8 protein-coding genes are annotated in these 13,564 nt (G+C 72.1%); 3 read left to right on the top strand and 5 right to left on the bottom strand.

Annotation, left to right across the window (positions count from 1 at the left end; all coding sequences use genetic code 11):
* Positions 1-3: 3 nt before the first annotated feature.
* Together ABTX62_RS08145 and ABTX62_RS08150 are read right to left on the bottom strand one after the other, a co-directional pair.
* Positions 4-3,369, bottom strand: coding sequence for an ATP-dependent helicase (locus ABTX62_RS08145; RefSeq protein ID WP_352115393.1), 3,366 nt, complete (start codon positions 3,367-3,369; stop codon positions 4-6).
* 266 nt (positions 3,370-3,635) lie between these two features.
* A complete protein-coding gene (locus ABTX62_RS08150; RefSeq protein ID WP_352115394.1) occupies positions 3,636-4,025 on the bottom strand; it encodes an MGMT family protein in 390 nt (129 codons plus the stop codon).
* Between the two features lie 186 nt (positions 4,026-4,211).
* Here ABTX62_RS08150 and ABTX62_RS08155 point away from each other — a divergent pair, with 186 nt between their 5' ends.
* The 3 genes from ABTX62_RS08155 (at position 4,212) to ABTX62_RS08165 (ending at position 10,467) form a co-directional block, all read left to right on the top strand.
* A complete protein-coding gene (locus tag ABTX62_RS08155) occupies positions 4,212-6,941 on the top strand; it encodes a lysylphosphatidylglycerol synthase domain-containing protein (RefSeq protein ID WP_352115395.1) in 2,730 nt (909 codons plus the stop codon).
* Positions 6,942-7,316: 375 nt separating this feature from the next.
* Entirely contained in the window at positions 7,317-8,864 is a 1,548-nt protein-coding gene (locus ABTX62_RS08160) for an alpha/beta hydrolase (RefSeq protein WP_352115396.1), read from the top strand.
* Between the two features lie 133 nt (positions 8,865-8,997).
* Positions 8,998-10,467, top strand: coding sequence for an alpha/beta hydrolase (locus tag ABTX62_RS08165; RefSeq protein ID WP_352115397.1), 1,470 nt, complete (start codon positions 8,998-9,000; stop codon positions 10,465-10,467).
* Positions 10,468-10,538: 71 nt separating this feature from the next.
* Here ABTX62_RS08165 and moeZ read toward each other — a convergent pair whose 3' ends face one another.
* The 3 genes from moeZ to ABTX62_RS08180 all read right to left on the bottom strand — a co-directional run bounded on the left by moeZ (position 10,539) and on the right by ABTX62_RS08180 (position 13,477).
* Complete coding sequence (gene moeZ, locus ABTX62_RS08170) at positions 10,539-11,717, bottom strand: adenylyltransferase/sulfurtransferase MoeZ (protein WP_352115398.1); 1,179 nt, start codon at positions 11,715-11,717, stop codon at positions 10,539-10,541.
* A gap of 63 nt (positions 11,718-11,780) precedes the next feature.
* Entirely contained in the window at positions 11,781-12,530 is a 750-nt protein-coding gene (locus tag ABTX62_RS08175; protein ID WP_352115399.1) for a spherulation-specific family 4 protein, read from the bottom strand.
* On the bottom strand, positions 12,518-13,477 hold the full coding sequence (locus tag ABTX62_RS08180) for an NAD-dependent epimerase/dehydratase family protein (protein ID WP_352115400.1): 960 nt from the start codon (positions 13,475-13,477) through the stop codon (positions 12,518-12,520). Before ABTX62_RS08180 ends, ABTX62_RS08175 begins: the two co-directional genes overlap by 13 nt.
* Positions 13,478-13,564: the final 87 nt, after the last annotated feature.

Below are 13,564 nucleotides of genomic sequence, written 5' to 3' on the forward strand. Positions count from 1 at the left end.
ACCTCACTCGATGACGTGACGCCCCTCCTGCCGCGCGCTGCAGGAGGCCCGGAACGCACAGTGTGTGCAGTGCTGCCCCGCGGTCGGCGTGAACCGTTCGTCGAGGACCTTGCCGGCGGCGGTGGCCAGCAGATCACCGACCCACTCCCCCTCCAGGGGCTCCTGGGCCTGCACCTTGGGCAGGCTCTCACCGCCGTCGCGCTTGGCCGCCCCCTGCCGAAGGTGGACGAGTTCGGCGCCGCCCGGCTCGGGGCGTACGCCGTCGAAGGCCTCGTCGACGGCGCCCTCGCGCACGGCCAGCTGGTAGACGGCGAGCTGCGGGTGGCGCTCCACCTCCTTGGAACTGGGCGCCTGCTTGCCGGTCTTGAAGTCGACCACGTAGGCGCGGCCGTCGCCGTCCGTCTCGACCCGGTCCATCTGGCCGCGGATGCGCACCTGGTAGTCGCCCGCTTCGAGGGTGACGTCGAAGTCATGCTCGCTGGCCACCGGGGTGCGCGCGGTGCGGTTCATGACGTGCCACTGAAGGAACCGTTCGAGCGCCACGCGCGCGTTGTCCTTCTCCTGGGCCGACTTCCACGGCGCGTCGAAGGCCAGGGCGTTCCACACGGAGTCGAGGCGTTCCATGAGGACGCCGAGGTCGGCCGGAGTGTGCCCGGAGGCCACCTCGTCGGCGAGGACGTGCACCACGTTGCCGAAGCCCTGGGCGGCCGTCGCGGGCGCGTCGGCCTTCACCTCGCGGCCGAGGAACCACTGCAGGGCGCAGGTGTTGGCCAGTTGGTCGAGGGCGCTGCCGGAGAGCACGACCGGCTGGTCCCGGTCGCGCAGTGGCACCTTGGACTCGGTCGGCTCGAACATGCCCCACCAGCGGTAGGGGTGGGCGGACGGCACCAGGGGGCGGCCGTCGTCGTCGGCGAGGGCGGCGAGCCGGGCCAGGCGGTGGGCGGCGGCCTCCCGGAGGGTGTCGGAGACGCGTGGGTCGACCGTGGTGGCGCGCAGTTCCGCGACGAGTGCGGCGACGGACAGCGGGCGGCGGGGGCGTCCCGTGACGTCCTTGGGTTCGATGCCGAGTTCGGTCAGGAAGCGGGAGGGCTGGTCGCCGTCGTCCGCGGGGGCCTTGACCGCGGTGACGACGAGGCGTTCACGCGCGCGCGTGGCGGCCACGTAGAACAGGCGGCGTTCCTCGGCGAGCAGGGCGCCGGGGGTGAGCGGCTCGGCGAGTCCGTCGCGGCCGATGCGGTCGGCCTCCAGGAGGGAGCCTCGGCGGCGCAGGTCCGGCCACAGGCCCTCCTGGACGCCGGCGACGACCACGAGGCGCCACTCCAGACCCTTGGAGCGGTGCGCGGTCATGAGGCGGACGGCGTCGGGTCGCACGGCACGCCGGGTGAGGGTGTCGGCGGCGATGTCCTCGGCGTCGATCTCCTCCAGGAAGTTCAGGGCCCCCCGGCCGCCGGTGCGCTCCTCGGCGCGGGCGGCGGTGGCGAACAGGGCGCAGACGGCGTCCAGGTCGCGGTCCGCGTTGCGCCCGGCGGCGCCGCCCCGGCGGGCGGCCCGCTCCAGCCGGCCGGGCCACGGCGTGCCTTCCCACAGGTCCCACAGCGCCTCCTCGGCGGTCCCGCCGCCGGCCAGGCGCTCGCGGGCCCTGCGCAGCAGCGCGCCGAGGCGCTGGGCACCCCGCGCGTACGTGGGGTCGTGCACGGCGAGCCGCTCCGGCTCGGCGAGCGCCTGCGCGAGCAGCAGGTCGGAGGGAGGAGGCAGCGGGTTGCCCGCGGCCCGTTCCTCGTCGCGCAGGGCACGGCCGAGACGGCGCAGGTCGGCGGCGTCCATGCTCGCGAGGGGGGAGGTCAGGAGGGTGAGGGCGGTTTCGGTGTCGAGCCAGCAGCCGTCCTGCCGTGCGGAGGGGGCGTCGTCGGAAGAAGCCTCCTCGGACTCCCGAGAGGGAGTGACCTCCTTGGGCTGCCGGGGCTCGGGGGATCCCGCCTCCGCCGCTGCGACCGCCCGCAAGGCCGTCAGCAACGGTGCCACCGCCGGTTCATGCCGCAGCGGCACGTCATCACCGTCGACGTCCACGGGGACGCCCGCCGCCGTGAGGGCGCGGCGGACCGTGGGGATGGTGCGGGAACCGGCGCGCACCAGGACGGCCATGTCGCTCCACGGGACGCCGTCCTCCAGATGGGCCCTGCGGAGGATGTCGGCGATGTTGTCCAGCTCGGTCCCGGATGTCGGATACGTGTACGCCTCGACACGGCCGCCGTCCCGAACGGGGGCGAGTTCGCGATGGGCGCGCACCTTCTCGGCGGGCAGGCGGGTCAGCGGCATGCGCTGCGTGAGCAGCCGGGTGGCGGCCAGCAGGCCGGCGCCGGAGCGGCGGGACGTGCGCAGCACCGAGACGGGGGCGGGGCGGCCGTCCGCGCGCGGGAAGGCGTGCGGGAAGTCCAGGATGCCGTTCACGTCGGCGCCGCGGAACGCGTAGATCGACTGGTCGGGGTCCCCGAAGGCGACGAGGGTGCGGCCGCCGCCGGCCAGGGCGTCCAGCAGCCGCACCTGAGCGGGGTCCGTGTCCTGGTACTCGTCGACGTACACGGCGTCGTACCGGGCGGCGAGCCACGCGGCGACCTGGGGGCGGCGGGCGAGGAGCACCGCGCGGTGGACGAGCTCGGCGTAGTCGATCACGCCGTGCAGGTCGAGCACGTCGAGGTACTCGGCGAGGAAGGCGGCCGCGGCGCGCCAGTCGGGGCGTCCGGTGCGGCGGGCGAAGGCGTCCAGGGCGTCCGGGCCGAGGCCCAGTTCACGACTGCGGGCGAGTACCGCGCGGACCTCGTCGGCGAAACCGCGGGTGGTCAGGCAGGCGCGCAGTTCGTCCGGCCAGCGCACGTGTGCGAGTCCGAGCCGTTCCAGATCGACCTGCCCCGCGAGCAGCTCCCGCACGGAGACGTCCTGCTCGGGGCCGGACAGCAGCCGCAGCGGCTCCACGAACAGGTCGCTGTCCTGATGGGCGCGGACCAGGGCGTAGCAGAACGAGTGGAAGGTGGTCGCCTGGGGGGCGCGGGCCGCCCCGGTCCGCAGTGCCAGGCGGTCACGCAGTTCGACGGCCGCCCGGCGGCTGAAGGTGAGCACCAGCACACGCTCGGGGTCCCCGCCCCGGGCGACGCGCTCGGCCACCGACTCCACGAGCGTGGTGGTCTTGCCTGTGCCCGGACCTGCGAGGACGAGCAGCGGGCCCCCCGGGTGGTCAACCACGGAGCGCTGGGAGGCGTCCAAATGAGGGGGGTCCACCCGAGCAGGAGGGGTACGTACCAGTCGGTAGGCGCCACGACTCCCCCGCCGCACCCGGGGGTGCGACAGGCCGCTGGTGAAGGAAGAGGAGCTCACGTGGTTCGCCGGTTCTGGTGGAAGTGCTGGGTGGCGGGCCACCGCACGAGACGGGCGGTGACCGCGGGGTGACGGGGGCGCGCGGAGGCGACGCTACGCCGACCAGTGACGCGGAAGCAGGGCTTCCCCTTCTTCCCGCCGCTCACTCGTGGCACTCGCGGCACTCACGTCCCTCACCTCTCGAACGTACGTCATGTTCCCGATGTGCCCCGATTCCCCCGTACGGATCACGGGTCCCACGACAGGCCGTCGGATGGCGGAAGCTGTCAGGTGTGACCGTCCGCGCGACCGCCGCCGTCCCACCGCGCCCGTCTCATGTCGATGCGCGGCAGGTGACCCTCGGCCGAGCGGCCCGCCTCCTTCAGGGGCGTGCCCTCCGCCCGGTAGTGCCCGAGCGCCCGCCGCTCGTGCCCGGGCAGCAGAACGCCGTCCGCACGGACGACCCGCCACCACGGCGCGGCTCCCCCGTAGAGCGCCATCACACGGCCGACCTGCCGCGGACCGCCCCGCTCCAGCCACTCGGCGACGTCCCCGTAGGTCATGACACGACCCGGCGGGATCAGTTCGGCGACGTCGAGGACCCGCTCGGCGTACTCGGGGAGCGCTTGCGCGGGCCCACCCTCGTACCCGCCCCCCTCGGGGCTCTGCTCACTCATCCGCCCCATCCTGCCCCACCCCACCGACAACGGGCCGGGCGTGATCCCGGGCATTTCCCTCATCCGGCGGGAGCGCGTCGGGCAGACTGTCCGCCCCCGCATGTGCACCCTGATTGTCCCGTGTGCCGGTGCGGCATGCCACCATCGTGCGGGCGGTGATCGGTGATACGAGACCAAGAAGAGACGATGAAGCAGCAGGGTGCGCACCCCGAGGGCACGGAGGGCACCTCTGACGCTTCGTCGCGCCCGGGCACCCCGGCGGACGGCCCGAAGGGGGCGGCGAAGAAGCCCCGGGCGGCCGCCGAGGAGCCCGATGTCGCGCACATCGACGAGGTGGAGGGCGACGAGCCGCTGCTCCCCGCGCGCGTGCACCGCCCGTCCGACCTGATGCGCCTGCTGGTGGGTGTGCTCGGCGTCGTGATCCTGATCGGCATCGCCGCGTTCGCGCACGGCACCACCTCGGGCCTCGAACAGGACATCAACAAGGGCACCGGGCAGGCCCCCGACGTGCTCATCAAGATCGCGGGGCTGGCCTCCAGCATCGCCATCCTGCTGGTGCCGGTCGCCTTCGCCATCGAGCGGCTCATCAAACGGGACGGGCTCCGCATCGCCGACGGCGTCCTCGCGGCGGTCCTGGCGCACGGTGTGACCCTCGCCACCGACCTGTGGGTCGCCCGGGCCGCCCCCGACTCGATCCAGGAGGCGCTCACACAGCCCTCCCCCGGTGACATCCACGCGCTGACCGATCCCGTGCACGGTTATCTGGCCCCGGTCATCGCGTACATGACGGCCGTCGGCATGTCGCGCAGACCGAGATGGCGCGCGGTGCTGTGGGTCGTGCTGCTCCTCGACGCCTTCTCCATGCTCGTCACCGGCTACACGACCCCGTTCTCGATCGTTCTGACGGTGCTGATCGGCTGGACCGTGGCCTACGGCACGCTGTACGCGGTCGGTTCGCCCAACGTCCGGCCCACCGGGCAGACCCTGATGGCCGGCCTGCGGACCGTCGGCTTCCACCCGGTCAGCGCGTCACGCGAGGACACCTCGGACAACCCGGACGCCGGAGACCGGGGCCGGCGCTACTTCGTCACCCTCGAGGACGGGCCGCCCCTGGACGTGACGGTGGTCGACCGGGAGCAGCAGGCGCAGGGCTTCTTCTACCGCGCCTGGCGCAATCTCACCCTGCGCGGCTTCGCCACCCGCAGCAGCCTCCAGTCGCTGCGGCAGGCACTGGAGCAGGAGGCGCTGCTGGCGTACGCGGCCATCGCGGCCGGGGCCAACGCCCCCAAGCTGATCGCCACCTCCGAGCTCGGCCCGGACGCGGTGATGCTCGTCTACGAGCACAGCGGCGGGCGCACCCTCGACTCCTTGTCGGACGAGGAGATCACCGACGACCTGCTGCGCGACACCTGGCACCAGGTGAGGTCCCTGCAGTCGCGGCGTATCGCGCACCGCAGGCTGGTGGGCGAGGCGATTCTGGTGGATCGTTCCGGCACGGTCATCCTCACCGACCTGCGCGTCGGCGAGATCGCGGCCGGCGATCTGCTGCTGCGTATGGACACCTCCCAGCTGCTCGTGACCCTCGGCCTCCGGGTGGGCGCCGAGCGGGCCGTGGCCTCGGCGGTGGGCGTGCTCGGTCCCGACGCGGTGGCGGACTGCCTGCCGATGCTCCAGCCCATCGCGCTCAGCCGCTCCACGCGCGCGACGCTGCGCAGACTGGCCCGGGAGCGGGCACAGCGCGAGCGCGACGCGGTGCTGGAGGCCTCCCAGCAGGCCAAGCAGGCCCGCCTGGAGGAGACCGCGGACGACTCGAAGCCCGTCCTGGACAAGCCCGACAAGAAGGCCGTACGAGCGGAGCAGCGGGCCGAGAAGCGGGCGATCGACGAGGCCCTGGAGGAGGCCCGCGAGGAGGACCTGCTCACTCAGATCCGGCACGCGGTGCTGCGGATCAGGCCACAGGCGCCCGTCGAGCCGGCCCGGCTGGAGCGGGTACGTCCGCGCACACTGATGAGCTTCATCGCCGGCGCGATCGGCGCGTACTTCCTGCTGACGCAGCTCACGCACATCGAGTTCGGGCCGCTCATCGCGAACGCCGAATGGGGCTGGGTCGCCGCGGCCGTACTGTTCTCGATGTGCAGCTACGTCGCGGCGGCGATGGCCCTGCTGGGGTTCGTGCCGGAGCGGGTGCCGTTCGTGCGGACCGTGGCAGCGCAGGTCGCCGGGTCGTTCGTGAAGATCGTCGCCCCGGCGGCGGTCGGCGGAGTCGCGCTGAACACGCGCTTCCTGCAGCGGGCCGGGGTGCGGCCGGGGCTCGCGGTGGCGAGCGTCGGCGCGTCGCAGCTGTTCGGGCTCGGCTGCCACATCCTGATGCTGCTGTCCTTCGGCTATCTGACCGGCACCGAGAAGACGCCGTCGCTGTCGCCGTCCCGGACGGTCATCGCCGGCCTGCTGACGGTGGCGGTGCTCGTGCTCGTGATGACGTCGGTGCCGTTCCTGCGGAAGTTCGTCGTCACGCGCGTGCGGTCGCTGTTCGCGGGGGTCGTGCCGCGCATGCTGGACGTGCTCCAGCGGCCGCAGAAGCTGGTCACCGGCATCGGCGGCATGCTGCTGCTGACCGCCTGTTTCGTCATGTGCCTGGACGCGTCGATCCGCGCCTTCGGGGACGAGTCCACCTCGGTCAGCCTCGCCAGCGTCGCGGTCGTCTTCCTCGCGGGAAACGCCCTGGGGTCCGCGGCGCCGACACCGGGCGGCGTGGGCGCGGTCGAGGCGACCCTGACGGTCGGCCTCATCGCCGTCGGCCTCCCGAAGGAGGTCGCGGCACCGGCGGTCCTGCTGTTCCGCCTCCTGACGCTGTGGCTCCCCGTGCTGCCGGGTTGGCTGGCCTTCAATCACCTCACGCGCAAACAGGCCCTCTGACCCGCCCGGGCCGCACCGGGCCGGCCGGCTCCTCTCCGTCGGGGGTGCCAGGGTCCGTCGGGGGCGCCCGGGAACATCGCCTCGCAAGCGGACCCCTCGCACCGCAGCACCGCAGTTCCGACGGACAGCGTTGGGCACCACCGGCCGACAGCCTTGGGCACCACAGGCCCGGGCCCAAGACACCGCCGACCCGGCTTCCGCACCACCGTCCGGGGCCCGGACAACCCCCGACCAACAGCCTCCGCACCACCGGCCGGACAACCGACCTTCAGTGCCGCCGGCCCGACGAGGAGGCACTTTGGCCTCCTCAAACCCTCCTACCTCGTACGGCACGCGTCCCGCGCGTCCCGCTCGGTACCGCCGCAGGATGGAACCATGCCAACCCCGCTCCGGCTGCGTGCCATCGCCCTGACCGCCTCCGCCCTGCTGCTCTCGACCGTCCTGGCGGGCTGCGGCGACGACGGCGCCAAGGTAGAGGACCTCGGCCGGCAGGAACTGAGCTGGAAGGCCTGCCCGGCCCCGGACGAGGCCCAGGGCGGGGGCGCCTCGCCCTCCCCGCTGCCGGACGATGGCGAGTGGCAGTGCGCCACCATGAAGGCCCCGCTCGACTGGGGCGACCCAAAAGGCGACACCATCGGCCTTGAGCTGATCCGGGTCGGGACGACCGGCTCCGAGAACCAACGCATCGGCTCACTCATCTTCAACTTCGGCGGGCCCGGCGGCTCGGGCGTCACCTCGCTGCCCGCGTTCGCGGAGGGCTACGAGACCTTGCGCACCCGCTACGACCTGGTCAGCTTCGATCCACGCGGAGTCGGCCGCAGCAACCCCGTGCTCTGCGAGAACGACCAGCAGCTCGACGCCTACTTCCAGCAGGACGCCACGCCCGACGACGCCACCGAACGCGCCCGGCTGGTGGACAACACCAAGGACTTCAACGACGCCTGCGAGCGGAACTCCGAGAAGATCCTCCCGCACCTGCGCACCACCGACGCAGCCCGCGACCTGGACCTGATGCGCCAGGTCCTCGGCGACGACAAGCTCCACTACTTCGGCATCTCCTACGGCACCGAGCTGGGCGGCGTCTACGCCCATCTGTTCCCCGAGCGGGTCGGCCGGGCCGTGTTCGACGCCGTCGTCGATCCCACGCAGAACTCCGAGCAGGGATCGCTGGGGCAGGCCAAGGGCTTCCAACTGGCACTCGACAACTTCGCCGAGGACTGCGCTTCGAAGGCCGAAGAGTGCCCGATCGGCGACAGCGCCCAGGACGTGAAGGACCGTATCGCCAAGCTGCTGAACGACCTCGACCGCGACCCGATCCCGGCGATTTTCCCGCGCCGGCTGACCCAGACGGCGGCGACCAGCGGCATCGCGCAGGCGCTGTACTCGCAGGACTTCTGGGAGTACCTCACCGAGGGCCTGGAGAACGCGTACAACGGTGACGGCAGTATCCTGCTGGCGCTGTCCGACTCGATGAACGGACGCAGTGAGAACGGCGAGTACAGCAACATCATCCCCGCCAACGTGGCCATCAACTGCGCCGACGACAAAGCCCGCTACGACACCGCCCACGTCGAGCGGAAGCTGCCCGAGTTCCGGGCCGCGTCCGACCTGTTCGGCGACTACATGGCGTGGTCCATGCTCAGCTGCGCCGACTGGGCCGTGGCGGGCGCCGCCGACCATCCGAACGTGAGCGCCGCGGGCTCGGCGCCCATTCTGGTCGTCGGCAACACCGGTGACCCGGCCACGCCGTACGAGGGCGCGCGGGCGATGGTGAACGCGCTGGGCAAGGGAGTCGGGGTCGAGCTGACGTACCGGGGCCAGGGACACGGCGCGTACGACAGCGAGAACAAGTGCGTGCGGAGCGCTGTGAACGGCTATCTGCTGGACGGAAAGGTGCCGCCGGCGGGGAGCGTCTGCTCCTGACACCGGCAGCCGCTCCTGAAAGCGCAGGTCAGATGGTTATCCACAGGCAGAAGCGGTCGACGCGGGATCTGCCTACCATGGCCTGACCGCCATCCGCGGCACGGAGCGGACGGCCTGCGAGGGGGATGTGGCAATGACGCGCTTCGTTCGGTGGACCGCTCTGGCGGCCGCCTCGGCCCTGCTGGCCGCCGGCTGCGGCGGCGGTGCGTCCGACGACGACAAGAGCGGGCTCGCATGGGGCCGTTGCAAGGCCACCGCCGACGCTCCCGCGCCGAGCAGCGAATGGCAGTGCGCGACGCTGAAGGTGCCGCTGGACTGGTCGAAGCCGGACGGCGAGACGATCGGGCTGGCGCTCATCCGCGCCAGGGCCCGCGGGGACGACCGCGTCGGCTCGCTGCTGTTCAATTTCGGCGGCCCGGGCGCTTCGGGCGTGTCCATGATGCCGTCGTACGCCCCCACCGTCTCCGCACTCCGCGAGCGATACGACCTGGTCGGCTGGGACCCGCGCGGTGTGGGCGCCAGCGAAGGGGTGCGCTGTCGCGGCGACGACGAGATCCAGGCCGCCGAGTCGGTCGACGTCACCCCGGACACCCCGGCCGAGGAAAGGGCGTACTTCGAGGACGCCGCCGACTTCGGCAAGGGCTGCCGGAAGGACGCCGGGAAGCTGATGGCGCACGTCTCGACCGCCGACTCGGCCCGCGACATCGACCGCATCCGGAAGGTCCTCGGCGACAAGCGGCTGAACTACTTCGGCATCTCCTACGGCACCGAGCTGGGCGGCACCTATGCCCATCTCTTCCCGAAGCGCGTGGGACGCATGACGCTGGACGCGGTCGTCGACCCCGCCGCCGACACCGTGGGCCACGCCCAGAACCAGGCCAGGGGGTTCCAGCGCGCGCTGAACGGCTACCTCGAATCCACGGGCCAGGACCCGCAGGAAGGCTCCCGCAAGATCGCCGGCCTGCTGCGGCGGATCGACGAACGGCCCCTGGCGACGGGCACGCCCGGGCGGAAGCTGACGCAGGCCCTCGCGGTCACCGGCATCATCCTGCCGCTGTACAGCAAGGACAGCTGGCCGACCCTGACCGGCGCCCTCGACGCGGCCGAGAAGGGCGACGGGTCGCAGCTCCTGGCCCTCGCCGACCGCTACAACGAACGCGACCCGTCGGGGCACTACGGCACGACGACCCACTCCCAACGGGTCATATCGTGCCTGGACGACAGGCAGCGGCCGACGCCGGCCCGGACGAAGGAGCTGCTGCCCCGGTTCGAGAAGATCTCCCCCGTCTTCGGGACTTTCCTCGGCTGGGACACGGCCGGCTGGTGCCACGACTGGCCGGTGCCCGGACAGCACGACACCCCGGAGGTGAGCGCCCCCGGCGCGGCTCCGGTCCTGGTGGTCGGCAATACGGGCGACCCCGCCACCCCCTACGAGGGCGCGCGCAGGATGGCCGACGAACTGGGCAAGGGCGTCGGAGTGATGCTCACCTGGCGTGGCGAGGGGCATGGCGCCTACGGCAGTGGGAGCGACTGCGTCGACTCCACGGTGAACGCGTACCTGCTGGACGGCTCGGTGCCGAAGGACGGCAAGGTCTGCTCATGACGACGGCGGGGGCTTCGGGCACCCGTGGTGCGCGAAACCCCCGCCGCTCGGAAAGGGAGGCCGGATACGGCTCAGTAGACCGGCTTGGACGGCTCGATCTGGTTGACCCAGCCGATCACGCCACCACCGACGTGGACCGCGTCCGAGAAGCCCGCGGACTTCAGGACCGCGAGGACTTCCGCACTGCGGACACCCGTCTTGCAGTGCAGGACGATCTTCTTGTCCTGCGGGAGGCTCTCCAGGGCGGACCCCATGAGGAACTCGTTCTTCGGGATCAGCCGGGCGCCCGGGATGGAGACGATCTCGTACTCGTTCGGCTCGCGGACGTCGATGATGTCGATGCTCTCGCCGTCGTCGATCCACTCCTTGAGCTGCTTCGGAGTGATCGTGGAGTCGGCGGCCGCCGCCTGGGCCTCCTCGGAGACGACGCCGCAGAAGGCCTCGTAGTCGATGAGCTCGGTGACGGTCGGGTTCTCGCCGCAGACCGCGCAGCCGGGGTCCTTGCGGACCTTGACCTGGCGGTACTGCATCTCCAGGGCGTCGTAGATCATCAGTCGGCCGACCAGCGGCTCACCGATGCCGGCGAGGAGCTTGATGGCCTCGTTGACCTGGATGGAGCCGATGGACGCGCACAGCACGCCCAGGACGCCGCCCTCGGCGCAGGAGGGAACCATGCCGGGGGGCGGGGGCTCCGGGTACAGGCAGCGGTAGCAGGGGCCGTGCTCGGACCAGAAGACGGACGCTTGACCGTCGAAGCGGTAGATCGAGCCCCACACGTACGGCTTGTTCAGCAGCACGCAGGCGTCGTTGACCAGGTAGCGGGTCGCGAAGTTGTCCGTGCCGTCGACGATCAGGTCGTACTGGCTGAAGATGTCCATCACGTTGTCGGCCTCGAGCCGCTCCTCGTGAAGGATCACGTTCACGTACGGGTTGATGCCCTTGACGCTGTCACGGGCGGACTCCGCCTTGGAGCGGCCGATGTCCGCCTGGCTGTGGATGATCTGGCGCTGCAGGTTCGACTCGTCGACCTCGTCGAACTCCACGATGCCGAGGGTGCCGACGCCCGCGGCGGCCAGGTACATCAGCGCCGGCGAGCCCAGGCCGCCGGCGCCCACACACAGCACCTTGGCGTTCTTCAGCCGCTTCTGCCCGTCCATCCCCACGTCGGGGATGATCAGGTGGCGGGAGTACCTGCGGACCTCGTCTACGGTGAGCTCGGAAGCCGGCTCGACCAGGGGTGGCAGCGACACGGGGACTCCGTTGGTCGGTCAATCACTACGGTTGTTCTCCCCGTAACAGTGCCATGCGCTTTTTCATTCCGAGACACCTGTTCCGATGCGCGAGACGAATTCGTCCCAGTAGCCGGGCATCGCCTCCCAGGGGTCGGTGTGACCGCCCCGGTCCGTGTGGTCGGTGATCCAGACCGTCCCCGCGCCCTGCCATCGGGCGATGCGCAGTGCCTCCGCCAGGTCGGTGCGGGGTACACCGTGCACGAAGTGGCAGAAGCGCCCGGGCGAATGGTCCCCGGTCCACTCGGCCACCTGCGACCAGCGGTAGTCGCTCCAGGGGCCGGAGAAGGTGACCAGCTGGTCGGCGAGCTCGACGTAGCCGGGGTGCGGGTGGATGCCGTGGCCCAGGACGATGTGGGCAGCGTCACGGATCACACGGAGTGTGGCGACCGTGCGGCGGACCTCGGGCAGCCCGGCGTGGTCCGCCGGGCAGCGCTTCAGGAGGAACCCGTCGACCTGGTACCAGTCGACGAACCGGTGGGCGTCCGAGACCAGCTCGCCGAAGTTCCGGGTGCCGTACCGGATGTCGAGATGGCCGAGGATGCGGATGCCCGCGTTGCGCAGACGGCCGGCCGCCTCCAGACAGTGCGGGTCGGGGCGGCTGCCGGGGCCGTCGGCCACATTGAGGACCACCCAGTGCAGGGCGGTGCCGGGGCGAGTCAGTTCGCCCCACTCGGTGGGCGCCAGAAGGGGATGCGCGTAACCGGGGACGCCGACCCCGGGTCGGAGTTCCGTGCCCGAGGTGCGCCGCCGGGTGCTGGTCAGATGCGGCACGCCGCCTCCATCCAGATGTCGGCGAGGGACTCCTCCAGACCGATGCGCGGACGCCAGCCGAGCCGGTCGCGCGCGGTGCGCACATCGGCCTGCTGCCAGCTGCCGCAGCCGTCCGGGTACGGGTACGCGACGGGCGGCGCGTGGTCCGGGTCGGGGCGTGGGTGGCCGATGGCCGAGCGCAGGGCCCCGGGCGGGCCGTCGAGCTCGTGGAGGGCGCCGCCGTACCCGGCGACGCGGGCGAGGACCGCGGCGGCGTCGCGCAGGCGTACGGCGCGGCCGGAGCCGATGTTGATGACGCCCTGTGCGGCGGAGAGCGAGGCGGCGTGGACGGCACGGGCCACATCGCGGACGTCGACGAAGTCGCGCTGTGCGCCGAGGCCGCCGAGTTTCAGCTCGCCGTCGCCGCACTGCATGGCGCGGCGCATGGCCTCGGCGAGACGGCCCAGCGGGGAGCCGGCGGGGGTGCCGGGCCCGGCCGGTGAGAAGACGCGCAGGACGACGGCGTCCAGGCCGGAGCCGAGGACCAGTTCGGTGGCGGCGAGCTTGCTGACACCGTACGGGCCGCCGGGCCGGGGTACGGCGTCCTCGGCCGTGGAGGAGCCGGGCTGGCTCGGGCCGTATTCGGCGCTGCAGCCGATCTGCACCAGCCGGGCTCCGCAGCCGCTGCGGCGCAGGGCCTCGCAGACGGTGGCCACGGCGACGGTGTTGTGGCGGGTCAGTTCCCGGGCCCCGCCACGGGTGGCGCCGGCGCAGTTGACGACGACGCCCGGGTGGACCGCGTCGAGGAAGCGGGTGAGGGCGCCGGGGCTGCCGGAGGCGAGGTCGAAGCGGACGTCGGCGTCGTCGCCGCGCCCGAGGGCGGTGAGCTGCACGGCGGGGTCGGCGAGCAGGCGGTCGGCGACGAAGCGGCCGATGTAGCCGTTGGCTCCGATCAGCAGGACTCTCATCGCGCGGCTCCCCGTGTCGCCGGGGTTCCTGGGTGGGTGGTCATGCGGGTTCTCCTCGAGGCGGGACGGAAGGGGTGGGACGGGTGC

Origin of the sequence: Streptomyces sp. NPDC096046 (genome assembly GCF_040303285.1) — a bacterium.
Classification (GTDB): domain Bacteria; phylum Actinomycetota; class Actinomycetes; order Streptomycetales; family Streptomycetaceae; genus Streptomyces.

Excerpts from the sequence above, each read along its gene's own strand:
- ABTX62_RS08150 (WP_352115394.1), bottom strand. The coding sequence starts at position 4,025 with ATGAGTGAGCAGAGCCCCGAGGGGGGCGGGTACGAGGGTGGGCCCGCG.
- ABTX62_RS08155 (WP_352115395.1), top strand. The coding sequence starts at position 4,212 with ATGAAGCAGCAGGGTGCGCACCCCGAGGGCACGGAGGGCACCTCTGAC.
- ABTX62_RS08160 (WP_352115396.1), top strand. The coding sequence starts at position 7,317 with ATGCCAACCCCGCTCCGGCTGCGTGCCATCGCCCTGACCGCCTCCGCC.
- ABTX62_RS08165 (WP_352115397.1), top strand. The coding sequence starts at position 8,998 with ATGACGCGCTTCGTTCGGTGGACCGCTCTGGCGGCCGCCTCGGCCCTG.
- ABTX62_RS08180 (WP_352115400.1), bottom strand. The coding sequence starts at position 13,477 with ATGAGAGTCCTGCTGATCGGAGCCAACGGCTACATCGGCCGCTTCGTC.